20 protein-coding genes and 1 tRNA gene are annotated in these 26198 nt (G+C 40.5%); 12 read left to right on the forward strand and 9 right to left on the reverse strand.

Annotated features, from left to right (window positions below):
• The first annotated feature begins 32 nt into the window (after nucleotides 1-32).
• From BVH04_RS14325 to bshB1, 7 genes are all read left to right on the forward strand, one after another.
• Nucleotides 33-1820 (forward strand): LptF/LptG family permease, encoded by a 1788-nt coding sequence (locus BVH04_RS14325; RefSeq protein ID WP_086542151.1) that lies wholly within the window; start codon nucleotides 33-35, stop codon nucleotides 1818-1820.
• A gap of 60 nt (nucleotides 1821-1880) precedes the next feature.
• On the forward strand, nucleotides 1881-2156 hold the full coding sequence (gene rpsO, locus BVH04_RS14330; RefSeq protein ID WP_057936311.1) for a 30S ribosomal protein S15: 276 nt from the start codon (nucleotides 1881-1883) through the stop codon (nucleotides 2154-2156).
• 96 nt (nucleotides 2157-2252) lie between these two features.
• Nucleotides 2253-4373, forward strand: coding sequence for a polyribonucleotide nucleotidyltransferase (pnp, locus tag BVH04_RS14335; RefSeq protein ID WP_086542152.1), 2121 nt, complete (start codon nucleotides 2253-2255; stop codon nucleotides 4371-4373).
• A gap of 88 nt (nucleotides 4374-4461) precedes the next feature.
• Complete coding sequence (locus BVH04_RS14340) at nucleotides 4462-5325, forward strand: sigma-70 family RNA polymerase sigma factor (RefSeq protein WP_086542153.1); 864 nt, start codon at nucleotides 4462-4464, stop codon at nucleotides 5323-5325.
• A 183-nt stretch (nucleotides 5326-5508) separates the two neighbouring features.
• On the forward strand, nucleotides 5509-6453 hold the full coding sequence (gene trxB, locus BVH04_RS14345) for a thioredoxin-disulfide reductase (protein WP_086542154.1): 945 nt from the start codon (nucleotides 5509-5511) through the stop codon (nucleotides 6451-6453).
• Nucleotides 6454-6462: 9 nt separating this feature from the next.
• The gene (locus BVH04_RS14350) at nucleotides 6463-7506 is read left to right on the forward strand and encodes a peptidoglycan DD-metalloendopeptidase family protein (RefSeq protein WP_086542155.1); all 1044 of its coding nucleotides are present in this window, start codon (nucleotides 6463-6465) and stop codon (nucleotides 7504-7506) included.
• A 12-nt stretch (nucleotides 7507-7518) separates the two neighbouring features.
• Entirely contained in the window at nucleotides 7519-8238 is a 720-nt protein-coding gene (gene bshB1, locus BVH04_RS14355) for a bacillithiol biosynthesis deacetylase BshB1 (protein ID WP_086542156.1), read from the forward strand.
• Here the strand turns inward: bshB1 and pdxH are convergent, their stop codons facing one another.
• On the reverse strand, nucleotides 8239-8871 hold the full coding sequence (pdxH, locus tag BVH04_RS14360; RefSeq protein WP_086542157.1) for a pyridoxamine 5'-phosphate oxidase: 633 nt from the start codon (nucleotides 8869-8871) through the stop codon (nucleotides 8239-8241).
• 103 nt (nucleotides 8872-8974) lie between these two features.
• Between pdxH and BVH04_RS14365 the strand changes: the two genes are divergently transcribed.
• The 4 genes from BVH04_RS14365 to BVH04_RS14380 all read left to right on the forward strand — a co-directional run bounded on the left by BVH04_RS14365 (nucleotide 8975) and on the right by BVH04_RS14380 (nucleotide 12795).
• Entirely contained in the window at nucleotides 8975-9544 is a 570-nt protein-coding gene (locus BVH04_RS14365) for a YqgE/AlgH family protein (protein ID WP_086542158.1), read from the forward strand.
• 48 nt (nucleotides 9545-9592) lie between these two features.
• Nucleotides 9593-11770, forward strand: coding sequence for a DUF349 domain-containing protein (locus BVH04_RS14370; protein WP_086542159.1), 2178 nt, complete (start codon nucleotides 9593-9595; stop codon nucleotides 11768-11770).
• Nucleotides 11771-11869: 99 nt separating this feature from the next.
• Nucleotides 11870-11942, forward strand: a tRNA-Thr gene (locus tag BVH04_RS14375).
• 478 nt (nucleotides 11943-12420) lie between these two features.
• Complete coding sequence (locus BVH04_RS14380) at nucleotides 12421-12795, forward strand: hypothetical protein (RefSeq protein WP_086542160.1); 375 nt, start codon at nucleotides 12421-12423, stop codon at nucleotides 12793-12795.
• Between the two features lie 146 nt (nucleotides 12796-12941).
• Here BVH04_RS14380 and BVH04_RS14385 read toward each other — a convergent pair whose 3' ends face one another.
• From BVH04_RS14385 to BVH04_RS14395, 3 genes are all read right to left on the reverse strand, one after another.
• A complete protein-coding gene (locus BVH04_RS14385; protein WP_086542161.1) occupies nucleotides 12942-14057 on the reverse strand; it encodes a Gfo/Idh/MocA family oxidoreductase in 1116 nt (371 codons plus the stop codon).
• 108 nt (nucleotides 14058-14165) lie between these two features.
• A complete protein-coding gene (locus BVH04_RS14390) occupies nucleotides 14166-15026 on the reverse strand; it encodes a sugar phosphate isomerase/epimerase family protein (RefSeq protein WP_086542162.1) in 861 nt (286 codons plus the stop codon).
• 2 nt (nucleotides 15027-15028) lie between these two features.
• The gene (locus tag BVH04_RS14395; RefSeq protein WP_205635857.1) at nucleotides 15029-18547 is read right to left on the reverse strand and encodes a PVC-type heme-binding CxxCH protein; all 3519 of its coding nucleotides are present in this window, start codon (nucleotides 18545-18547) and stop codon (nucleotides 15029-15031) included.
• A gap of 142 nt (nucleotides 18548-18689) precedes the next feature.
• Here BVH04_RS14395 and BVH04_RS14400 point away from each other — a divergent pair, with 142 nt between their 5' ends.
• The gene (locus BVH04_RS14400; protein ID WP_086542163.1) at nucleotides 18690-19562 is read left to right on the forward strand and encodes an AraC family transcriptional regulator; all 873 of its coding nucleotides are present in this window, start codon (nucleotides 18690-18692) and stop codon (nucleotides 19560-19562) included.
• Between the two features lie 271 nt (nucleotides 19563-19833).
• Here BVH04_RS14400 and BVH04_RS14405 read toward each other — a convergent pair whose 3' ends face one another.
• The 5 genes from BVH04_RS14405 to BVH04_RS14425 form a co-directional block, all read right to left on the reverse strand.
• Entirely contained in the window at nucleotides 19834-20514 is a 681-nt protein-coding gene (locus tag BVH04_RS14405; protein WP_086542164.1) for a LytR/AlgR family response regulator transcription factor, read from the reverse strand.
• Nucleotides 20515-20517: 3 nt separating this feature from the next.
• Nucleotides 20518-21660: a 6-bladed beta-propeller gene (locus tag BVH04_RS14410; protein ID WP_086542165.1), complete on the reverse strand. Its 1143-nt coding sequence runs from the start codon at nucleotides 21658-21660 to the stop codon at nucleotides 20518-20520.
• Nucleotides 21657-23057: a sensor histidine kinase gene (locus BVH04_RS14415; protein ID WP_086542166.1), complete on the reverse strand. Its 1401-nt coding sequence runs from the start codon at nucleotides 23055-23057 to the stop codon at nucleotides 21657-21659. The genes BVH04_RS14410 and BVH04_RS14415 overlap by 4 nt, the downstream gene beginning before the upstream one ends.
• 26 nt (nucleotides 23058-23083) lie before the next feature.
• Nucleotides 23084-23257: a hypothetical protein gene (locus BVH04_RS25505; RefSeq protein ID WP_169714439.1), complete on the reverse strand. Its 174-nt coding sequence runs from the start codon at nucleotides 23255-23257 to the stop codon at nucleotides 23084-23086.
• A 964-nt stretch (nucleotides 23258-24221) separates the two neighbouring features.
• The gene (locus BVH04_RS14425) at nucleotides 24222-25688 is read right to left on the reverse strand and encodes an SLC13 family permease (RefSeq protein WP_086542168.1); all 1467 of its coding nucleotides are present in this window, start codon (nucleotides 25686-25688) and stop codon (nucleotides 24222-24224) included.
• Nucleotides 25689-26198: the final 510 nt, after the last annotated feature.

The following is a 26198-nucleotide window of genomic DNA, read 5'->3' on the forward strand; positions in this document are numbered from 1 at the left end:
GCTTCGTATTTGCCTTGTGAGCAGTTTGAATAATGAAGAAACTAGATAAACTTATACTTGGGTCTTTTTTAGGCCCATTTTTATTGACCTTTATTGTTGTGGATTTCATCCTGTTGACCGTCAACATGCTGAAATACTTCGACGAGATTTTTGGGAAAGGTCTGGATTTTTGGATCTACATGGAGCTGATAGGCTATTTTGTTATCAGTATTTCTCCTATGGCATTACCTCTCGCAGTATTGCTTTCCAGTTTGATGACTTTTGGTAATCTTGGAGAGCATTTTGAGCTTACAGCTATCAAAAGCAGCGGAATATCCTTGTTACGTGCATTACGACCAATCGGCGTATTTGTGATAGTATTATCATTTGCAGCTTACTTGTCAAATAATTATCTGGTGCCTAAGGTAAATCTTAAGACTTTTAGTTTACTCTACGACATTCGAATGAAATCCCCAGCCTTGGATATTAAAGCTGGGGTCTTCTACGATGGTATTCCTGGATATAGTATCAAAGTCAATGAGAAAGTAGGAGAGTATGGGCTTAAAGATATTTTGATTTATAGCCATGCTGGAAACGGAACGGGTAATTTAGATGTAACTCTTGCAGATTCTGGCAGGATGGAACCTTTTTTTAGCGAAAATTATATGAAGCTCTCCCTTTTTCATGGGATAAACTATCATGAAGATAGACAAGCGAGAGGAATTGCTGAAAAACCAAATGACTTCAATCGGACATCGTTTGATGCAAATGTGATTGTTTTTGATCTAAATAATACTTTCAAGCTCAATAGGACTGCGGAAGATGCTTGGTCAACTAACAGGTCTATTAAAAACATATCCGAAATAAAGCTAGGCCTCGACTCAATTGGTTCCTTAGTCAATGAGCAGCTCTATCAAAACTATCAGAATTCTGAAAGTATTTATCCCTTTTTTACAAGAGATAGAAAATTCATACCTGCAGCGGACATACTGGAGCGTAAAGCGCTGGATGATTCTATCAGAACACAAAGAATGAAAAGGGATAGAGATCAATTAGATTCCCTTTACTTAATTGAAAGCCTAGCAGAGATAGATACTTCATCCGTATTGATTGATAAACCAGAATCAAGGACTCTCTCCACGACCAACGATTCGGTTATTAGTAATATAAAGTCAGTCACTGCTTCCAGTAAGATTTCACGCAGTGATTCACTATTTCTTTCGCCTAAAAGCAAAGAAAAGGCTCAAACTAAACTAGCTGAACGGGATACAAATAGTAGTTTAGTTCCTATTAAAGTGGTCAAAGTGCCACGAACTGCAGCATTAACAGATATAGAGAAGGCACAAATAGACTCTATGGTCACAAAGCGAGGATATAATCAGAATGCGATTACAATGGCGTTGAATAATTCTCGGAGTTTGCAAAACAATTTCAATACTAAAATGACCCAAATCGACAATTATCAAAGAGATTACAGAAGGTTTCAGATAGCTTGGTATCAAAAATACACACAAGCATTTGCCTGTTTTGCGATGTTTTTAATTGGCGCACCTCTTGGAGCTATTATTAAAAAAGGCGGTTTGGGAATGCCTGTTTTGATTTCCATAATTTTCTTTATCGTCTATTATATGCTCACAATTACGGGTGAGAAGTGGGCAAAGGAAGGTATTACCGACCCCTTATTTGGGACCTGGTTTTCAAATTTATGTTTGCTCCCTTTTGGATTATTCTTTGTGAAGCAAGCACGAAAAGATGCTCGATTGTTTGAGGGAGACTTTTATGTAAGCATTTGGAAAAGCATTCAGAAGCGCTTTAAAGTTCTTCGCTCAAAAGCGCATTAAGCTTTCATTTTCTCAAAATTAACCCTACATTTGTGGTTGTTTTACAAAATTTAGCTAAACATGTATTTATCCTCAGAGATTAAAGAAGAGTTATTTAAGAATCATGGACGGTTAAAATCTGCTACTGACACAGGATCTCCTGAGTCTCAGATTGCCCTCTTTACACACAGAATCAAGCATTTGACTGAGCATTTGAAGTCAAATAAAAAGGATCACTCCTCAAGACTTGGTTTGTTGAAGCTAGTAGGTAAGAGAAGAAGCCTATTGGATTACCTTCATAAGAAAGAAATCGAGCGATATAGATCAATCATCGCCGAGCTAGGAATCAGAAAATAACCAATTTAGTAAGGTTCTCTTGAGTGAGAACCTTACTTTTTTATTTTTAGGTTATCGAAGACTTTTATCACTAACGACGCAAACAAACAATCATTTATGTTACCGAACTTAATCACCAAGACCATCACCCTAGAAGATGGCAGAGAAATTACAATAGAAACTGGCGCATTGGCCAAGCAGGCTGATGGATCAGTAGTAGTGAAGATGGGAAAAGCTATGCTTTTGGCTACAGTAGTATCCAAGAAAGAAGCTGGAGAAGGGGTGGATTTTTTACCTATGTCTGTTGACTATCAAGAGAAATTTGCCTCCTCAGGAAAAATTCCTGGAGGATTTTTGAAGAGAGAAGGAAGGCTTTCTGATTACGAGATTTTGATTAGCCGTATCGTAGATAGAGCTATTCGACCAATCTTTCCTGACGATTATCATGCAGATACTCAGATTGCCATTTCATTAATCAGTGGTGACGAGGATGTGCTTCCAGATGCATTAGCCGGTCTTGCTGCTTCTGCTGCTTTGGCTGTTTCCGATATACCTTTCAATGGCCCTATATCTGAAGTCCGCGTAGCGAAAATTGATGGCAAGTTGAAAATCAACCCTACTCCAACTGAGTTAGCAACGGCTTCTTTGGAATTTATCGTAGCAGGTTCACTCGACTTTATCCTAATGGTAGAAGGCGAGGCAAACGAGATTCAGGAAGAAGAGATGCTTGAAGCCATGCAATATGCTCATGAGGAAATCAAGAGACATTGCCAGGCTCAGATAGAGCTTACCAAGCTTGTAGGCAAGGAAGTAAAGAGAGAATATAATCATGAGAAGTCTGATCCAGCACTTTTCGATAAGATGAGAGCAGATGTGTATGACAAACTTTACGCCTCAGTAAGCAAGCTGATTGCTAACAAATCTGAGCGTTCGGCTTTGATCAAAGAAATTAAAGAAGAATTTGTATCTGGCTTAGGCGATGATCACGGATTCGAAGCAAGTCTAATTGGTCCATATTTCAGCAAAATCCACAAGGAGGCTGCAAGAAACTTGACCTTGAACGAGAAGAAAAGATTGGACGGTAGAAAACTTGACGAAGTAAGACCTATCTGGTCTGTTGTTGATTACTTGCCATCTGCTCACGGTTCTGCATTATTTACCAGAGGTGAAACTCAATCTCTTACTACTTGTACTTTAGGTACAAAGATGGATGAAATGATGGTAGATGGAGCGACCATTTCAGGTTACAACAAATTTTATCTTCACTATAATTTTCCAGGTTTCTCTACAGGTGAAGTAAAGATAAACAGAGGCCCGGGAAGAAGAGAAGTAGGTCATGGTAATTTAGCCATGAGAGCTTTGAGAAAAGTTCTTCCTCCAGTAGAAGAGAATCCCTATACTATCCGTATCGTTTCTGATATCTTGGAATCTAATGGTTCATCTTCCATGGCTACCGTTTGTGCTGGTTCATTGGCATTGATGGATGCTGGTATTCCTATCAAATCTGCTGTCACCGGCATCGCAATGGGAATGATTTCTGATGCGAAGACTGGTAAATATTCTATTCTTTCTGATATTTTAGGAGACGAAGATCACTTAGGTGATATGGATTTCAAAGTGACAGGTACTGCTAAAGGGATCACTGCTTGTCAGATGGATTTGAAAGTCGAAGGACTGGATTATTCCGTATTGAAAGAAGCATTGCTTCAGGCTAAAGACGGAAGACTTCATATTTTGGATGAAATCACCAAAACTCTTGCTGCGCCTAAGGCAGAATTGAAGCCACATACTCCACGTTCATTTATCATGATGATTCCTAAGGAATTAATCGGTGCTGTGATCGGGCCAGGCGGAAAAGTGATTCAGGAAATCCAGAAAGATACTGGAGCAACTATAGTTATCGAAGAGATCGACAATCAAGGTAAAATCAATATTTTCTCTGCTAATCAAGATAAACTTAATGCTGCACTTGCACGTATCAAATCAATCGTGGCTCAGCCTGAAATAGGAGAGACCTACACAGGTAAAGTGAAAAATATTCAACCTTTTGGCGCCTTTGTGGAATTTATGCCGGGTAAGGATGGTTTACTTCATATCTCCGAGATAAAGCACGAACGATTAGAAACCATGGACGGTGTACTTGAGCCAGGAGAAGAAATACAGGTTAAATTGATCGATGTCGATAAGAAAACTGGCAAATTCAAGCTTTCAAGAAAAGCTTTATTGCCAAAACCATAAAAACCAAAGCTTAGTGCATAAGGTTAATCGAAACATTTGATTAATTTGATTTTCTTAAACAATTAAATTTCACAAATCATATTCCTGAATGAGGCAGCTAAAGATTAGCAAACAGATTACCAACAGAGAAAGTCAATCCCTGGATAAATATCTTCAAGAGATTGGAAAAGTTGACCTGTTGACAGCAGACGAAGAGGTAGTTTTGGCTAAGAGAATTAGAGAAGGTGACCAATTGGCACTGGAAAAATTGACCAAGGCCAACCTTCGATTTGTAGTATCAGTTGCCAAGCAGTACCAAAACCAAGGACTTTCCTTGGGGGATTTGATCAATGAGGGTAACCTTGGATTGATCAAAGCTGCACAGCGATTTGATGAAACTCGTGGATTTAAATTCATCTCCTATGCCGTATGGTGGATTAGGCAATCTATCCTTCAGGCACTTGCAGAACAGTCCAGAATTGTTCGTCTTCCATTGAACAGAGTAGGTTCACTGAATAAGATCAGCAAGACATTCAGCGAGCTTGAGCAGAAATTTGAGCGCGAGCCATCTCCGGAGGAATTGGCGGAAGTGCTGGAAGTAACTGCGAATGAAGTCGTGGATACCATGAAGATTTCTGGCCGACACGTATCTATGGATGCTCCATTCGTTCAAGGTGAAGAAAACAGCCTTTTGGATGTATTGGAAAATGACGGTGATGCAAAGCCAGATGATGGCTTGATGAATGATTCACTTCGTAAAGAAGTTCAACGTGCACTTTCCACTTTGACCCAAAGAGAAGCTGATGTGATCACGCTCTACTTTGGTCTAAATGGTGAGCATGCAATGACTTTGGAAGAAATCGGAGAAAAATTCAACCTAACCAGAGAGCGAGTTAGACAAATCAAAGAGAAGGCAATCCGACGATTGAGACATACGTCCCGTAGTAAGACGCTAAAACCTTACCTCGGATAAGTAAGCACACAAGTAAAAAGGGGGTTTTAACCCCCTTTTTTTATTTCATTTCATTTTACCTTAGTGTCCGCCTGTAGATAGTATTATTCCCTTAAGTCCTAAGCTTAGGGAATTTTAACTATATGCAACTTTGTTACTAATGTAGAATTCATAAAATTTGCCCGATTTAATACTTCCCTATTAATGAAACCAGAAATTGAAAAAGTAAAAGTTTTGATCATTGGATCAGGACCAGCAGGTTATACTGCAGCTATATACGCTGCTAGAGCGGGACTTAGTCCTATATTATATACTGGTGCACAGCCAGGCGGTCAATTGACCATTACTAATGATGTAGAAAATTATCCAGGGTACCCGAATGGAGTGATAGGACCTGAGATGATGGAAGACTTTAGAAAGCAAGCAGAGCGATTTGGTACACAAGTACGCTATGGCCTGGCGACAAGTGTGGATTTTACCACAATTCCACATACGGTAATCATCGATGAACAAGTCACGATCCATGCAGATACTGTTTTGATTTCTACAGGAGCTTCTGCCAAATGGCTAGGAATCGAAAGTGAAACCCGATTAAATGGCAAAGGTGTTTCTGCTTGTGCCGTGTGTGATGGTTTCTTTTTCAGAGGGCAGGAAGTAGCGATAGTGGGTGCGGGAGATACGGCTTGTGAAGAAGCTTCCTACTTATCTAACATCTGTAGTAAGGTGTACATGCTTATCCGTAAGGATGAAATGCGTGCTTCACAGATCATGCAGAAACGCGTCATGAATAATCCTAAAATTCAAATTCTCTGGAATACTGAGACAGACGAGATCCTAGGTGAAGAGGAAGTAAATGGCCTTAGAATCTTCAATAATAAAACAGGAGATAAATCAGAAATTGCTATTTCTGGCTTCTTTGTTGCTATCGGTCATCAACCAAACACTGGAATATTCAAAGATTTTATCCATATGGATGATGCCGGATATATCAAAACAATACCGGGGAGTACCAAAACCAATGTTGAAGGCGTTTTCGCTTGTGGAGATGCCCAAGATAATATCTACCGACAAGCAGTCACTGCGGCAGGTACAGGCTGTATGGCCGCCCTGGATGCTGAACGATATTTGTCTGAGTTTGAGAATGATTAAACCCAATAAATGAGGTATTCGATCCTATTTGTAGTCTTTTGTTTAAATCTGAGCATTGGCGCATTAAATGCCAATGCTCAGATTTTTCCAAAGATTATTAAGAAGAATAACACCACCCAGTCCACCGGAGCGAGCCAAGAGAGGAGAAATATTGAACTAAGGGCATTCGATCAAGAATCTTACCTTAGGACCCTATCTTCAGTCACTGATTCTATTATTTTTGAAAATAATGTTAACTTGGGTAGAGTACGTTCTATCATCAGTGAGGATCAGAATATCATGATCTGGGCTCCAACGAATCAGTTGATCAAAGTTTCTGAACAAATTCAAATAGATAGTATTTGGGTCACCGCGTTTGAATATTACTCTTCTTGGGATTCAAATAAAATTGACATTTATAATTTCGATCCTAAGAACTTTAAAGATACGGTCAACATTCAACTTTACGACGAGTTTTTTGGTTACGATTGGAAAATGCCTCTAGAAACAACTTCTGTGACCTCACCTTATGGCTATAGATGGAGAAAGTGGCACTATGGCACGGACTTGGACTTAGAAACTGGAGACCCTGTTTATAGCGGTTTTGATGGAATTGTCCGTATAAAATCTTATGATAGATATGGCTATGGCTACTACATCGTAATCCGTCATAAAAACGGTCTGGAAACCCTTTATGGTCATTTATCTAAACAGCTCGTCGATATAGGGCAAGAGGTCAAAGCAGGGGATTTGATAGCCAAAGGAGGAAACACGGGAAGAAGTACAGGGTCACACTTGCATTATGAGCTGAGATATAGAGGTTTAGCTTTTGACGCTCAGAATGTTTATGATTTTGCAGATAATAAAATATTGGGTCAAAACTATTTAATAACGCCGTCACTTTTTGGCAATATTGTCCAAGCCAGGACTAATGCTTACCATAAAGTAAGAAAAGGAGAGAACCTGGGCTCTATCTCACGCAAATACGGAGTTTCAGTCAGTGCGCTGACCAGACTAAATGACATTTCTACCCGCACAATTTTAAGAATAGGACAGAACCTTCGCGTTCGCTAGCCAGATTAAAAAATGACAAAGCTTGATATTTTGGTATTTGCAGCACATCCTGATGATGCAGAACTTGGGTGCTCTGGAACTATTGCTTCCCATGTATCCAAAGGCCATAAAGTAGGGATAGTAGATTTCACTCAGGGAGAAATGGGAACTCGTGGTACGCCTGAAATACGCCTTCAAGAAGCAAATGCTTCCAGCAAAATCCTAAAACTAACCGCCAGAGAAAACCTAGGGTTTAAGGATGTTTACTTCCAAAATGATGAAGCCCATCAGTTGAAACTGATCGAAATGATCAGAAAATACAGACCTGAGATAGTGTTGTCTAATGCGGTTTCTGATAGGCATCCAGATCATGGCAAAGGTTCAATCTTAGCTAGTACAGCTTGCTTCATGAGTGGACTTCGTAAGATAGAAACTCAACTTGACGGAGTGCAGCAAGAGGTATGGAGACCAAAGTTTGTCTATCACTATATCCAAAACAATTATATAAAGCCAGATTTTGTAATGGATATAACTCCATTTTGGCAAACAAAAATTGATAGTATACTAGCATTCCAGTCGCAATTCTACGATCCATCTAGTGAAGAACCTGTGAGCTTTATCTCAGATCCTGATTTTCTTCCTTTTATTGAAGCTAGAGCAAGAGAGTTTGGACATAAAATCCTAGTTAAATACGGGGAAGGCTTTACTGTAGAGCGAATGATAGGATCAGATAATCTTTTTGATCTGAAGTAATCACGGAGCAAGTCTGGCAATAATCCATTCGCCATCTTGCAGTTCATATTTGATTCTGTCATGCAGTCTGCTTGGTCTTCCTTGCCAGAATTCAATAGTTTCGGGCGTCAATCGGTAACCACCCCAATGCGGCGGTCTCGTCAGCTCTTTTCCGGCAAATTGTTTTTCCACATCTAATTGTCTTGCATTGATTTCAGCTCGTGAAGTGATCTTTTGACTTTGTGGCGATACCCAAGCACCGATTTGTGAGCCTAGAGGCCTTGAGAAAAAATAGGTGTCAGATTCTTCCGTAGTTACCTTTTCTACTTTTCCCCGCACACGTACCTGACGCTCCAGTTCCGCCCAGAAAAAAGTCAACGCGGCAGTATTATGCTTTTCTAATTCCTTTCCTTTCTCACTTTCATAGTTGGTAAAAAATACAAAACCTGTGTCCACACCTTTCAAAAGTAAAATTCTGGCATTTGGAGAGCCATCTAGACCCAAAGTGGAGACTGTCATTGCATTGACTTCCAAAACTTCAGCTTTTATAGCCTCCTCAAACCAAGATTCGAATTGGGTCATCGGATTGATATTTACGTCACTGAGATCCAGTGATTTAATAGAATAGTCTTTACGTATTGCCGAGATGTTCATGCTAGGATGTTTATCAATAAAATCTTATAGATAAAAGTACCATTGGCATTGCATTTAAAAAATTATGATCTATATTTTTCAAGAATTTAGATTTTAAAGCAGAATGAGTAAAGATGAACTACATAATCCCAAAGCTGGTGATCTTCTAATTTCCGAGCCATTTTTGCAGGACGAAAATTTCGTTCGCTCAGTGGTTCTACTTTGTGAGCATTCAGAAGAAGGAAGCTTCGGCTTAATAATTAATAAACCCTCCATTCTTAAACTGGGAGAGCTTGTGGAAGCGTTAGACTTTTTAGACAAAGATGTATTTGTAGGTGGTCCTGTGGAGCAGAACACCTTACACTTTATATATATCGGTGAAAGGGCATTGGAAGGAAGTATTTCCTTAGGAGAGAATATTTGGTGGGGTGGAGATTATGATTCTTTGGTGGATAAATTAAAGCTAGGATTGCTTGACCATGATTCAGTGAGATTCTTTTTAGGATATAGTGGCTGGGGGTCTGAGCAATTGGATGATGAATTGTCAGAGGAAACGTGGATAATATGTAGAGATAAGTTGGATGCGCAAACCTTTAATTTTACACCTGAAGAGCTCTGGAGAAACTTGCTAAAAAATATGGGTGGGGAGTTCAAAGTAAAAGCAAATTATCCCCTTGATCCAAGATTAAATTAGGCAAAATCCCTACTTTTGCTCATATTGCCCCCTAATAGTACTGTTTTTATGACTGAGAAAAGTAATGATTTGTCCGACAAGGACAAGGTGACTCAAGCCTCCAATTCTGAAGAGGTAAAGGGTATCGAAAAAGAAATTAATTCTGAAGCTAGCGAAGAAACTGTAGCAGACCAGAACAGTGATTCTGAATCTGAAGTTGAGCCATCCTTAGATGAAGCTACCGAAAAGGAAACTGAGGTTATAAAACCCACAGTTGAGCCTGAAGAAACTGTAGAAGAGGCTACATCCCAAGAAGATAAAGCAGAAGAGACCGAATCACCCGAAATCGCTCAACCTGCTCCTGAGGTAGAAGCTACCACTCCAACTGCACCCATTTCTGAAGAAGAAACAAGCACGCCAACTGATACTCCTTCAGAAGAAGTAGTATCTGAGGAAGAGGTAGTTCCTGCGGACCAAGCTGTAGCTGTAGGTTCGGAAGAAGAGGAATCAGAAGAAGACAGCGAAGAGGATCATCATGATGAGGGTGATGTCACTTCACTTTCCAAAATTGAACTGGTGGCTTTGCTGAAAAGTAAAGTTAAGCAAGACAATATTCATAGAATCGATAAGCATGTACATGAGATTAAAGCTGCCTTCGATGAATTCACACATAAAGAGAAGGACGAGGCACTCGAGAAATTCAAAGCTGAGGGTGGAGTAGAAGATGATTTTGACTTCCGTCCAAGTGATGAGGAGAAGGAATTCAATACCTATTATTTTGAGTACCGTCATCAACTTGTAGCGCTTCGCAAAGAAGCTGAAAAGCAAAAAGAAACGAATTTTACGGCAAAGAACGAGTTGCTGAATAAACTTCGCGAGTTGGTTGATGGAGAAGAGACTACTTTAAGCATGTCTACTATCAAAGCCTTACAGGAAGAATGGAAAAGTATTGGCCCAGTGCCCCCATCACAAAACAGAAGTCTTTGGGCGAGCTATAACGCACTTATGGATCGCTTCTATGACAATAGAAGCATTTATTTCGAGCTCAAAGAACTTGATCGCAAGAAAAATCTTGAAAGTAAATTAGAGCTTGTAGAGAAGGCTCTAGCATTGAAGGATGTAAAAGACCTTAAAGATGCAATTAAGTCTTTGAATGACCTCCACGAGGAATTTAAGCATATCGGTCCTGTTCCTAGAGATGAGCAAGAGGCTTTGTGGCAAAAGTTCAAAGGAGCTTCTGATGCTGTTTATGATAGAAGAAAAGATTTCTATGAGGGCCAAAAGGAAGTTTTCAAAGTAAACCAAGATCAGAAAGAAGCTTTAATTGAGACTTTAAAGCCATTTGCTGAATTCAAAGCAGATAGAATTCGTGATTGGAATAGCAAGACGAAAGAAATCTTGGATATTCAGAAAAAATGGGAGAAAATAGGCCCCGTTCCTAGAGAATCTGGTAAGGACATCAATAAGTCATTCTGGGCTTCCTTCAAGCAATTCTTCCACAACAAGAATTTATTCTTCAAAGAACTGGATGAGATCCGTGCTACCAATCAGGCAAAAGCAGAGGATTTGATTGTGAAAGCTGAAGAACTAAAAGATAATACCGATTGGCAAAATACTGCCAACGCTTTGGTGAAGCTACAGCAAGACTGGAAAACACTCGGGCCAACCCCGGAGAAAAACAGAGATAGCCTTTACAAACGATTTAAACTGGCCTGTGATACTTTCTTCAACAATAGAAGGGACTCCAACAAGCAATCAAATGCTGAATTCGAAGAAAACCTTGAAAGCAAGCAGGCGATCTGTAATCAGATTACTGAAGCAGCCGAAAGTGGAGAAGTTTCTGAAGAAGCTTTGACCAAATTGGTCGGAGAATTCAATGATCTGGGTTTTGTGCCAAGAAAAGCCATGAAAGAGATCCAGGCTCAATTTAAAACTGCTGTAGATCTGTACTTGGAGAAATTAAGTCCAGAAGGAGCGGGAAGAGAAGATTTCCTCTTCAGGTTAAATCTGAATAGACTCCAGTCTGATCCTAATGCGGTGAAAACTCTGAACAAGAAAGAGCATGGCATTCGTAAGCAGATTTCTGAATTGGAGAATAACATCACTTTGTGGAAAAACAACTTGGAATTCTTTGCTGCTTCTAAAACTGCAGATAAGTTAAAAGACCAATTTGATCTGAAGATTCAAAAAGCAGAAGAGGAAGTCGAAAAATTGAAAAGCAAACTGTCAATATTAAGAGAGTTTTAAATTTTTCTCACTCAGAATAAGGAAGATAGGGTTTTTCTTTTCTGGGGGTTTGGAGCAAATAAAGTGAACGGCTATATTTGCATCACAATAAGGGAATACGCCTCCTTAGCTCAGCTGGTAGAGCAACTGACTTGTAATCAGTAGGTCATTGGTTCGATCCCGATAGGAGGCTCAAAAGGGAAACAGAAATGTTTCCCTTTTTGTATTTTAGGGCATTAAGCGCTCTATTTATGTTCATTGTTTATATCCTCAGGTCTTTCGCGAGGATAGACTCCTCTGGCAAGTTTACTTTTTCAATTTCATTTTCAGCTGTAGAATTAAGGCCGCATTTAATAAAAATCTGTTTGATTTTCCGTTATCCAGACCAAAGCACAAATCATTCTTATAGACCATTAGGAGACTCGTTTCAGAGACTAGAATTTCTCTATTTTGAATGTCAATTCATATTATTCACTGGGAAAATCCCCATTAATCCTACCTCATGACTCTTTTCCATCAGTTCTCAACTTAATGTTTTTGAATAAATGATAATACCATGGTTTGATTGAGTCATTCAGTTAGTTACAATTTTGAAAAAAATATTACGCAAAATTTGAGAATTCAAGGATTTTCCGGTTATTGTATCATTATAAAACAATAACCACAAAACTATGAAGACAAAAATTACAGTTGTTTGCAGCTTAATCCTGTTGGTGACCATGAGCTTTGCATTTACTCCATTCACCCCGACTCCAGAATACTTCGAGGGTAAATGGAATGTCCTTGTAGTAGGAACTCCTGAAGGTGATGCCACTATTCCGATGAGATTCGAAACTATCGATGGGAAAACCACAGGTTACTTTACAGAAGCAGGAGCTGCAGAAGAAAAGAAAATGAGCTCTGCCGCGATCACGGGAGATGTCATCAGCACCGCATTCAACATCAGCGGCTACGATGTCACGCTTTCACTCAAGAAAGTAGACGATGATCATGCAAAGGGAGACTTAATGGGCATGTTTGATGCTGAAGGAACCAGAGCAAAGTAATTTTTAAGATTGAATTAGTGAGTAAAAGTTGTTAATAACCCGATCTATTTATAAGTATAAAAAAAGGTGGCAGAACGTTCTGCCACCTTTTTTATTCTTGCAACCCAATCTATTTTACTGTTTATAGTCCGTAATGACTTACTGTCCTATTTTTTGAAAGTAAACTCAGGAAGAGGAATGATTTTACCACCATTCATCGCCGACTCATGTGCTAAAATTCCTACACAAGTTATGTTTGCAGATTCCTGTGCATCTGGATAAGGAGCTCTTTCCTCGGTCAAAGCATTCAAGAACTCATTCACCAAATGCGGGTGAGATCCACCATGACCCGAACCTTGGATAAAGGACAAGTGCTGATTGTCATCTCCATCATATACTCCAGCTTTAGTGAATGATGCAATTTCCTCAGGAAGCAAATGTCCGTAATCTGGCATTTTCACCTTCTCAGGAATTTCTCCTGTGTGGATCACAGAATCCTCATGCTCGATCAATGTCCATTCGAAAGACTTCTTTGAACCATACACATCAAAGCTCTCTCTGTACTGTCTTGCTGTATTGAACAGTGATCTAGTAACCTCAGCGGCCAAGTCAGAATCTTTGAATTTGATGTGACATGTTTCGATGGCAAATGGTGAACCGTACTTAGGGATCAAGTTTTCGTCAATGCGGCCGGAACCAAAGCAAGAAACATATTCAGCTTGCGCCTTTGGCAAAGCCAAAACAGGACCCACACAGTGCGTCGCATAATGCATAGGAGGGAGGCCCTCCCAGTAACCTGGCCAGCCAGCCATTTCCTGCTGATGAGAAGCTCTAAGGAATTGGATTTTGCCCAACTCACCTTTCTCATACATATCCTTCACGAAAAGGAATTCACGGCTATAGATTACTGTCTCCATCATCATATACGTAAGACCGGTCGTTTGGACTTCCTCGACGATAGCTTTGCAATCTTCCACAGAAGTAGCCATAGGCACAGTACACGCCACATGCTTACCTGCCCGAAGTGCTTTCAACGATTGCTCTGCGTGATTTTGGATAGGAGTATTGATATGTACTGCATCCACATTGGGATCCTTTAGCAACTCATCGTAATCTGTATATATTTTCTCGATTCCGAAAGCTTTGCCGATTTCCTCAGCTTTTTCTCTATTTCTCTGGCAGATCGCATACATATTTGACAGCTTATGTTTCTGATAAATAGGAATAAACTCTGCTCCAAATCCAAGACCTACAATGGCTATATTTATTGGTTTCTTACTCATGATATTCTATTTCAAGGGTTAAAAAGGGTTACTAATTGATTTTTGAAAGTGATACAATTTCTAATTCGAAAACTCACAATTACTTACTGTTCACCTCTCACCACTTACTTATTCCGCTGCCCACTGCTTCAAGAATTCCAGACCTTCTTTAGCAAGACCATCCTGAGATGGTACCAGCGGCTTCCAGATGCAGACCGCACCAGCTAGCTCTTTCACATCAGGAGTAAAGCTTTCTATAGATACCACTCCATTGTAATTGACCGCCTCTAATCCGCGCTTAAGCGCATCCCAAGGCGTGATACCTGTTCCGGGTGTTCCACGGTAATTCTCGGAAACCTGGAAGTGAATCAATTTATCTCCAGCTCTGCGAATGGCAGCTTCAGGATTTGGCTCTTCTATATTCATGTGAAAACCATCCAAAAGCACCTTGGCTTCAGGCTCATTGATATCTGAGATCAATCGCATCAATTCCTCACAGGTATTGATCAGATCAGTCTCAAATCTGTTCAAGGTTTCCAAAGCGATATCCAAACCAAACTTCCGGGCTGTTTGACAGACTATTCTAAGGTTGGTCACTGCTCGATCCCATTCTATTTTCTTCTGCTCAGCAGATACCAATCTGGCTTTGCCCACAGCAGAGTACATAGGACCAGCAACGAATCTGGAACCCAACCCAGCAGCTATCTCAAAGCATTGATCCAAGTAATCGAAACTGGTTTGATGAAAAGAAGCCTCTTCATTGGTAAAGTCTCTGCTCGTACCAAAAGCCCCGCAAATAACAGCCTCTAGGCCGTTATCACTAAGTGCTTGCTTTACTTCCTTGATATCTATCAGCGTAGGATCTTCCACAGGAATCTCCACTACATCGTATCCAAAGCCTTTGATTTTTGGCAAAAGGCTAAGCGTCTCAGAACTGAAAGGGGAAGTCCATAACCAGGTACTCACCCCGAATTTTACGTCTAAACTCATGCTTATTCTACAATCATAATTCCGTTCATCAGTCTCCAGTGACCCGGAACTGTACAAACAAATGGATATTCTCCCGGCTCATTTGGCACGGTGAATACTAGAGATTCTTTGCCATTTGGATCCACCAGACGAGAAGCTACAATCACTTCAGGAATCTTGGGCACGAAGTTTTGCTCAGCACCTTTTGTATCGCGGGCAAGTTCATCGGCTGCTTTTCCGATAGTTTCCAAAGAACCGGCTTTACCTATCACTAAGTTGTGCTGCATGAAATCTGGATTTTCGAAATCAATCGTCACCTGAGAACCCGCTTTCACTTTGATAGTAGCTTTATTAAACTTCATCTCATGAGGTATTACGGCGATTTTGATAACTGTACCATTGCCAGAAGCAGGCTTGGCTTCCGCTCCAGCGGTTTTTTCTGTTTGCATTCCCATTCCCGGTTTGCGCAACGCTAAACTTGACTTGTTGCTTATTCGTCCATTAAACCACCAATCACCTTCATATTTTCCTATCCGATTTTTGCTATCATCTTGTCCCACACGTACGCGGGCAGGAGTAAGGGGCTCTGTAAATAGCCCTTTAGTCTTGCCTTGTGCTACTTCATTTCCGTTTATTTTCAGAGACATATTTCCATCTTCTTTCAAGGAAGCATCAATCGTGAATTGTTCTTCCGGCATATTCTTGCGTGAGCTGATGATCTTCACTTCATCTTCCTGTGCTATCGCAAAATGAACTGCATCCTGATAGATGTATAAGCTATAGCCATTGGTTCCATTTCCCTGAGCAGCAAGAATACCTCTAATAGGATCATTTGCTTTGGAAACAATAATCTTGATATCAATCTCTTTACCAGCAGGATCCGGCGGGAAAAGAATGGTATTTCTCTGATCCAAATTGTATTGCTCGGCCACAAGACTTCTAGATATTCTATCCGCTAGGCTCAGTTCTATACCTTCCACATCCTGAATCGCTTGTGAATTTTCTCTCTCTGAAAATGCAGTAGGGTGAGCAAGAACTGCTGCGAATATCGCCTGTGGTAAATAGGCGTCCTTTTGATTATCCTCGTCATTTGTTGCTTCGAGAAGTTTTTTCGCCACATCTTCTGAGAAGGGCATATCAGATGCTGCAAGGAATGCATACTTTCTAGTATGCAGATCATGATCCTGCAGCAGGTTGGAAGCCAAAATGGCTGACATAGCGGAAGGGTTTCTCGGAAGAACGCGAAGTGCATTCTTTCGAACTGCAGCAGAGGGGTGGGTTAATGCTTTCTCTACGACTTGCTGCGCAGTTGTATTATTTCCATCCAATACTCCTAAACCATGTAGTGCCCAGAGCGCATTGACAGCAGGAGCGTTCAGTCCGATTTCGTCTACTTTCTGATTGTTGATTATATCATACAATCCATCTACCACATCCATGTCTTTGGTCTCTACGATCAAACGCTGAGCTGTCAATCTCCAGAACATATTCTCACTTTGGATAGCTGCCAAAAGCTCATCAGATTCAGCATCCTTCAGATTGAAGATCTTCGAAGGCTCGCCACCTTTGTATGTTACGCGGTAGATTCTGCCATGCTCACGGTCACGCATCGGGTTGATGTAGGCATTTCCTTCACCATTTTCCCTGCCTCTAGGCGTGGGATTGTGCTGAATGATAAAGTTGTACCAGTCAGCCACCCAAAGTGAACCGTCAGGCCCGACTTCCGCATGAACAGGGGAGAACCACTCGTCAGAACTTGCCAAGATGTTGAAGTTGTTTTTCTCGGTATAGCCCGAACCTTCAGGAAGGATTTTGGCATTGTGGAGCACACGTCCTGTAGGTTCAGCTACAAAGGCGATAGAGTTCCAGTATTTCTCTGGGAAGCTTCTTGCAGTATAAAAGTTATGTCCGGCAGCAGCTGTGTAGCTACCATGCCAATCCACTTGTCTCAAGAAAGGAGTAAGGTGCGGCATATCGTAGTGCGTATCTATACCATGAACGGTATTGGCAGATCCCTGATAGATTGGTCTCTTCAGGTAATTATTTGCCATGGAAAAGTAAACTGAGTGCTGCCCGTTTGCAGTGGAAATGAATGTTTCGAAATCCTCTGTGAAACCGAGTCCCCAGGTATTATTGCTGGTATGTCCCAAATATTCAAGATCTGAACCATCCGGATCAAATCGATAAACTCCCTGGCTGAAAGAATGCTTTACACCACTAACTTCACCATTGAATCCTGAATAACCCAACACTCCCCATACCTTATTATCAAAACCGTATTTCAAGTTAGAAGGTCCTGCGTGTGTATCGCTTTTGCCCCAACCAGTCATCACAACTTCTCTCACATCAGCGATATCGTCGCCGTCAGTGTCTTTTAGGAAAATAAAGTCTGGTGCCATAGAGATCAAAAGTCCACCATTCACCATCGTCATACTTGTAGGGATATTTAGGCCTTCGGCAAAAACAGTCATTTTATCAGCCTTGCCATCGCCGTCAGTATCTTCCAAAATCTTGATTTTATCGTCGCCGCCTTCTTTTCTGATTTCGTTAGGATAATCAGTTGTCTCGAAAACAAACAATCTTCCGCGCTCATCCCAAGCCATTGCCATAGGATTGATAATCATCGGTTCAGACGCGAAAAGCTCCAATTCAAAGCCCACCGGCACTTGAATCAGCTTCATTGATTCTTCCGGAGAAAGTGGCAACTGGTAGCGAGGTGCCGGATCTCTTTTCTCATAGTTGGGAATATCAGCATCCTCAAACTTCGGAGTAGGTATATTATACTCGGTCAGCAACTTATTTACATCATCACCCACAGCCCAGAGGATACCATTTGTTACGAGGTTTTGGAATTCCTTTTTCTCCCAAGTCTTCTCATCATGACCATAAGCGGTATAAAATACCCTTCCTTTTCCCTGATCACGAACCCAAGTGTAGGGCTCTTTTTTATCTCCGTCTATACGCTCCATAAGGATGTGCATGTCTGGATTCAATTGGCTATGGACATAAGTTTCGTCCCAAGTCTCAAACTCAGAAATGCCCTGCATCACCGGATGATCAGCATCCACGATGGTAGCAGTGAAATCACCCGTGCCATGCGTGCTGAACTGTCCGCCGACTGCCTCTATGTACCAAGGTGAGTTTTGGAAGCAAAACGAAGCACTATGAATAGGAATCATCGCTTTTCCACCTTCTATATAAGACTTCAAAGCCGATTCTTGCTCAGGCGTGATCTGCTCATGGTTGGCATAGATCATCAAGCCATCGTAATTATTAAGTGTCTCAGAATTCAGATCCATCACATCCGTGGTGTATGTGAGGTTAATTCCTTTTTGGAAAAGAGGCGTTTCAAGATACATCATCAATTTTTCTGAATTGTGATGCTCGCTTTCATGTCCGAGAACTAGAATCTCTACTCGCCTGGGATCAGTGGATGAAAGGAAGTTTTTGTTACTTTGGCCGCATCCCGCAAGGAAAGCAAGCATTAAAATCACCAGTCCAAAACAGGGTGACTTAGGTACTGTTTGGGTTTTGAAAATCATATCAGGATTTGAACATTATTTAGCTTACTAAATTCATCTTTTAATTTGATCGTTTCTCCCTGTTTTAGCTTGATAAATGACTGAATTTTGTCAAATTATGAGTTGAAAACATACTATTGATATAGTAAACCAGCAAGAAAGTATGAAAGATCCCTTACAGAAATCCAGAATTCCTGATAACAAAGCCTTTGTAATTAGAGAAATGCGAGATCCATTTTTTGACAAACAATGGCATGCACATCCTGAATATCAATTGGTGGCGATTCTGCGTGGAAGTGGCACCCGCTACATTGGCGATCACATCAAGCCTTTCAAGGGCGGTGATACAGTGTTGACGGGTCCCGGACTTCCTCATGTCTGGCGCAGTGACAACGCCTACTTTGATCCTGCAAATGGTCTGGATATTCATGGTATTGTGATCTATTTCCCAGAAGACTTCCTTGGAGCTGGTTCTATGGAAAAGGAAGAATTTGAGGAAATATCAAATCTTTTGACCCGCGCTTCCCGAGGTTTGGAAATTACCGGAAAAACCAACCAAACAATAACTGCCCTGATGAAGGAAATGGCGAATCTGAAGGGAGTGCAGAGTATAATCAAGCTATTGGAGATTCTACATGTATTGGCTGAGTCCACAGAGCTATTGACTATTACGCAGGTCAATTATTCCTATAACCACCCCGCATCCGAAAAGGATAGAATGGGGGATATTCTCGATTACATTTTAAGAAATTTCAAGGAAAAAATAACACTGCAAGAAGTTGCTTCTTTGGTAAATATGTCTGAAAGTGCCTTTAGCCGCTATTTCAAATCTAGAGTAAATAAGTCTTTTTCGGATTTTCTGGGAGATGTGAGGATTAGCAATGCCAGGAAATTGCTTCAGGATGAGGATTTGAATATTAGTCAGGTATGCTTCGAAAGCGGATTTCCTACACTTTCTAATTTCAACAAGCAGTTTAAAGATAGAATCGGCAAAACCCCGCTTAACTATAAAAAGGAGTTTATCGAGCATTTTTAAGTTAGATAGGTATCACGCAGAAAGTAGCAGAAAAGAAGCGCACTTTCTACAAATTATTCCTAATCCGAAAATGAGATCCGAAGTATTGAAACCATTCATAACCCTCAGCAGAGCCGGGGGCGCAGAAAACGTTTGATAAATAAGCCCTGAAGGGGCGTAACTGTGTAGTCTCGACCCTTAGGGGCTCTAGGGTTGTGGGTATATTTTTACCCTGCACTTTGTCCAGGGTTATGAATAGTCAGGCTCCTTGGAGCTATTTACGGGAACGATTTCAACTCTTTTCAAACTTCTCAATCACCTGATCCATATAAGTACTACTGACAGGAAATAAATTGGCGTCAATCAAAAGCTGATGTCGCTCAGCCTTATCCACCAATCTCATATTCACTATATAAGAGCGATGCGTTCTCAGGAAGAAGGAGGGAAGGGTCTTTTCTATTTCGGCAAGAGTAAGGCGACTCATGATTTTCTCATTTCTCAGATGAAAAGTCACATAATTTCCGGTGGCTTCACAGCACATCAACTCATCAAATCTCACTTTAAGCTGTCCTTCAGCAGTTTTCACGTAAATAAAAATAGGCTCTTTGGTTGGTTGAAGCTCTTGCCATTCCTGTGCTTTTTGACAGGCTTTCAGGAATCGAACCAGATTGAAAGGCTTTAATAAATAGTCAAGAGCATTGAGTTCAAAACCTTGAACAGCATAATCCGAATAAGCCGTAGTGAAGATCACGAGCGTTTCCTTCGGCAAAAGTGCCGCCAGCTCCACTCCGGAAATATCCGGCATATTGATGTCCAAAAACACCAATTCTACGGGGTTGCTTTTCAGGTATTCCAAACCTTCCACAGCGTTGGTAAAGGTGGCGGTCAATTCTAAAAAAGGAACTTTGGAAGCGTGTGCTTTAATCACTTCCAAAGCCATGGATTCATCGTCGATTGCAATGGCTTGAATCATAGCTTAAGGTTTCAGATAATGAAGTAATAACACAGATCCCTCATTTTCAAGGTGAGTTCTTACATGCTCAGGATAAGCATCTGGTTTTGAATCCTGACTAAAAGTGACAGGATCAATCATGGACACGACTACTTTATCATCTCTATAGGCACCTGCAAGCATCATATCTTTCAGATGCAGCTGACTCAAATCTACTTTAGAAGAATATAATTCATTTGAGCTAATCTTGTAGGCATAGGTCCAAAATTCTTGTTTTGTACTCAGAATTATCCCAACTATATAATCTCCAGCAAGCAAAGCAGGTGTTTGTAAATAGCGAAACGATGCATCCTGAGCTCTGTAGCTATCCACGATATTGAAATCATTGACTGCTTCTTCCGGCAACCTATTCTCGGCAAAATCAATTATAAGTCGATTTGCTAGCTGTCCATCTTTAGAGAAAATGCTTATCGTATCATTAGGTGGACGGTGATAAATCAATTTATTTTCTGCCGTTGACAACAATCCAGCATGATAGTAGAGGTTCACATTGAAGGCTTCTTCTGCATAGTGAAAATACAGACTGTCCAATTCCATCGTGGCATCGAATACACCAAGAATCTGGTTGCTGACCAGGTTTTCGTTCTGATGGTCAAAATTGATTGCTAGAAACCATTTGTCTCCAAGCTGCGCAAATCCTCCTGAATTGACCTGTATAGCTATTTGTTCCCGCAAAATGCCCTCTGGGGAATAAATTGTAATTGATTTATTGCGTTTGTCCAAAAGCTGAATCTCGCCATTATCACCAACCTGAAAGTCGGTGATGCCTTTTAATTGCTTCGGTCCATCACCAAAATCACCAATCTTTTGAACGAAATTCCCGTCCTTATCAAACACCAGAACACCTGAATTGGCTAGATGGTCAAAAAGGTAAAAATGCTCATTTTTAGCAATTAGCTTATCTACTCTTTTGAATAAGGCATCTTCATCTGTACTGAGCAAAATATACTTTTGTTCTTCTACAAAGTCAGAAAGCTTGAATTCTTTGGCCTCTGCAAAAGGAATTGTTGTAATAATAGAAGTCTCTATATTTTCTGCGGGTTCGTTACAACCAGTGAGAAAATTAAAAACAAGGACAGGCAATATAGATAAAGCAGATTTTCTCATAGCTGTACAGAAAGATGGACAAAGTGCTCTGTGTCGTTTGCCACGATGGTCAAGTTATGTTTTTGTGGGTAGAAATGTGCCAGTCTGCTTTTGACATTTTCCAAACCTATTCCGGATTCATCGCGGGGATCTTCCGTTTGCTTTTTAGGATGAATACTATTCACCACATCCAAATGTACTGAGCCTTGGAGACATCTTAAGTTGATCTTAATCCAGGACTTGCTTTTCGTGCTGATCCCGTGCTTAAATGCGTTTTCTACGTAAGGAATCAGCAGCATTGGCGCAATACTTCCCTCACAGATCTCGTCTGACAATTTGATTTCCACTTCGAGGTTCGATTCATTTTTAAAGCGCAACATCTGCAGATCCAGGTAATTTCTCAGGTAATCAATTTCTCGAGTAAGAGGAATTTTATCCATTTGATTTTCATGAAGCATGAAGCGCATCATATCACCCAACTTCTGTATTCCATCCGAAGTTTTCTCTGCATTTTCCATCAGTGCAGCGCCATAGAGCGTATTCAGCGCATTGAAAAGAAAGTGCGGATTGATCTGCGAGCGAAGGAAACTCAGGTTTGCAGAGCTTTGATTCACTTGACTCGAAAGCGTGTCAATTTTACCAATGTAGGTTTCGTACTTTTTGAAGATCAGATTGGAAAGTGGGAAAATCACAAATAGGAGTAAGAGTATCATTCCAATTCCCAAGAGCATAATTTCAGGGACATTGTTTTCAATAGAAAGGATGATAAACACGATTGAGATAATGCATATTATACCCCAAAGAAACCAGCGATAAGTTGTGATATTTCCCTCCAGTTTGTTTCTATAGAGCAGGAAATAATTGTAGAGAATGAAAAAGATGATCCCCGGAACTATCACCAGGAAAATGACTAAGACTACTTCATCTACAAAGAGTTGAGACGCAACTAGAAAAATGCTCACAAATATAAAAATCATAAATAACCTTACGCTGTTGTAAAGTTGGAAGTCCTTAAAGACCGGTGGTAAAAACATTTTCCGTAATAAAATAGCGGTAACCAAATAACCTGAATAGAGCGCTAGGGTGCTGAAGTAGAAGGGGAAGAATTGTACTGCAATATTACCGCTTACTGCAGCGCATGCGCCAGACAAGGCTCCGGTCAAAATAGCAGTAAGAATGCTAAAGAGTACCAGCTGTAGGACATTTTGATCCCTCAGATATTTGGGGATCACAATCAGGTGCATCACATAGAAACCAATGTATATTACTATTGGCATAAAGAATATCCCAAAGAAATTCTCCATAGGATTGCGATAGGAATTTATGCCGACTACTATGTTAGTCAGGACTATAATTAAAAAAACGAAGGTGACGATCCACCATTCTATATCTCTAAAAACATACCTTTTTGATTTCATATCTTCTTGTTATTTAACTGATTAAATTACTTTGATTCAATCAGGTTTGTCTTAATGTTCAAGGTAATCTTTTCCGAATCCTCATACACCACACTGCTGTCAGAGAACATCAGCATGATATTATAAATAAGCGCTAAAAGGATCAGCAAATAAAAGACTTTCTTGGTGTTCATTAATTCTCTTCCTAATTGATAGTTCAAGATTAGCTGGATCAAAAAGTCTTTGCAAAAGTATGGGACGAAATGGCTTTATAATGTGACGGATTAAATCTCTCGCAAAGGCGCTACGGCGCAAAGGAGTTATGAATAAGCGTAAAAGTTTGTTGGAACTCGTCATTGTGAAGCTGAGGTACTAGGCTGACGCAATCTCATTTACCAATTACGATTTTTGATTTACGAGATTCCCGAGTAGTTGGGCATCATTGTAAATAGTTGGCACCATTTGAGTTTGTCATTCCCGAGCGAAGGTGAAAGCAGAGCGCGATTCCCACTGGGACAAGTATGTTTATTAGGAATTGAAAACTATTGTAAAGGAGGCTAGGGGGGATTTTTCAAAGATTCAATAGTTATTTATGTCCATTGCAAAGCGAGAAATAAAGCTAAAGCAAACTTATTTACCAATTACGATTTTGGATTTATGAAATTTCCGAATAGTAGGTCATCATTATGAATAGTTGGCACCATTTGAGTTTGTCATTCCCGAGCGAAGGTGAAAGCAGAGCGCGATTACCCCTTGGGACAAGTATGCTTATAAGGAATTGAAAACTATTGCAAAGGAGGCTAGGGGGGATTTTTCAAAGATTCAATAGTTATTTATGTCCATTGCAAAGCGAGAAATGAAGCTAATCCAATCGCCCCTTAATTTAATGATGAATGATGAAGTGTTGTGAAATCAAAAGCCTATAAGAATAAAAATGAAGTCCCTAAACTCAACAATGTCGTAAATCTTTAATAAGCAATGTGATTATACGGAATCTTGCCAGTAGAAAATTTATAGGATCAAAAATTCAAAGACACTTCGAATTCTGGTTTACTCCGTCTTCGGTCATCGGTCTTCCAACCCGTTGAACAAAGAGAATTCGCTTACTGGCAGAAAAGCGTACATACAGAATAAGCAAATACCGAATGATGATGGCCTAACGCTGAATAATGAAATTTGTCTGTTCTAAAAAGGATTACTCAATAGATCAATTCCCCACATCCAAGGAAGCACAAAATACACCATCAAAGTCACCAGATAAATAGAAATCACATTCAGCCAAAAGCCGGCTTTTACCATGTCCTTCATCTGAAGATAGCCCGAACCAAATACTACAGCATTCGGCGGCGTAGCGACGGGAAGCATAAAAGCGCAACTCGCAGCCAAAGTAGCCCCAACCATCAGCCCAAAGGGATGTAAATCTAGTTTCAAGGCTACTGAGGCAAGTATTGGAAGCAACATAGAAGCGGTGGCAACATTCGAAGTGACTTCCGTCAGGAAGTTGACCGAAGCAATAATGATGAGGAGCAACAGGAAGAAGCTTATTCCTTCGAGCAAGGTGAACTTTTGACCGATCCACTCTGCCAATCCAGTAGTCTGAAAGCCTGCAGCCAAAGCCAAACCACCACCAAAGAGAATCAAAATTCCCCAAGGAATTTTTTCTGCCGTTTTCCAGTCCAAAATCCGCTCGCCTTTCGTAGAAGCAGGTATTATAAACAACATAACCACACCAATTAATACGATGATCGTGTCGTCCAGCTCAGGTAGAAATTGCTGTAAAAGAAAGGATCTCGTGATCCACGCAAAACACACCAAACCAAAAACGATCATTACCATTTTCTCTTCATAGGTCATTCTACCCAAGCTAGTTAACTGATTTTTGATAATGCTTTTTCCATCCGTCAAACTAAAGCGAACGGGTAGGGGGTTGGCATAGTTGACTAGGTAATACCAACAGATAAAAAGCATCACCAGCGATAGAGGCAAACCAAAAAGCATCCATTCATTAAAGCCTATGGTGTAACCATACAAATCTGAAACCACAGCAGCCAAGATCGTATTGGTGGGCGTTCCGATCAAGGTTGCGACACCGCCGATGGAAGCGCTGTAAGCAATTCCGAGCATGATCGATTTTCCAAGACTTTCAGAAATCGCGAGTTTAGAAGATCCTAGTTGATCCTTGAACTGATTGACCACCGCCAAACCAATGGGCAGCATCATCAAAGAAGTGGCGGAATTTGAAATCCACATGGAGAGAATTCCCGTCGCAAGGATAAATCCCAAAACGATTTTACGGAGATCTGTACCGACCAGATTTATTATGTTAAGTGCGATCCTGCGATGGAGATTCCATTTTTCTATTCCAGTGGCGAGCAGAAAGCCGCCCATATAGAGCATCACCGTGGGATGCATGTAATTGCTAGAAACATCCGCGATAGGCAGAATCCCGAGCAGCGGCATAAATACCAAAGGAAGAAATGCTGTAGCCGCAATAGGTATGGCTTCAGTGATCCACCAGACAGCCATCCACGCGGCCAAACCCAACATCGCCTGCGAAGCAGGATTCAATCCTGGGGAACTCACAAAAAAATAAATCAGCAGGAAGGCTACAGGCCCTAGAAAAAGTCCCAGTCGGGGAAGGTGTTTGAGCATAAAGCAGAATTATCAGGATAGATTTGACTCCAGGGCTTTAAGGTAATAATTTATTGGAAAAGGAGGATATCAATAAATCTATTTAACATAATATAAATTATGTAACAAACGTAGTGATTCTCCTAATGCGGAGTTGTTAGGCATTGAAGTATTTCGGGATTAAGGGAATCACGGCATAATAAAATGAAAGTCCTTCAATTCGATATCTGCTCGATCTTATGTTTGCCCGCCTAAGGCTGGTTAAAAAAATGCGGAGCTGTTGAACATTTGAAAACTCCCCGTAATACGAATCCGGAGCGACTTATGTATTTAGCATAAAACGAGTAAATCCCTCTAAAACCCTAACGCTCTATTTCCCTTTACCCCCCACCCAAACTCTGCAAATTTTCAAATATTGAATTCTCAGGGCTTTCATAATTCACTTTTACATAGAATATATCTTTTTAAATCAGCTATACTTTTCTTTACTTACACAAACAGTTTTTCATTCTCCTTCAAACTAATATCTTT

Source organism: Algoriphagus antarcticus (assembly GCF_002150685.1).
Lineage (GTDB): Bacteria > Bacteroidota > Bacteroidia > Cytophagales > Cyclobacteriaceae > Algoriphagus > Algoriphagus antarcticus.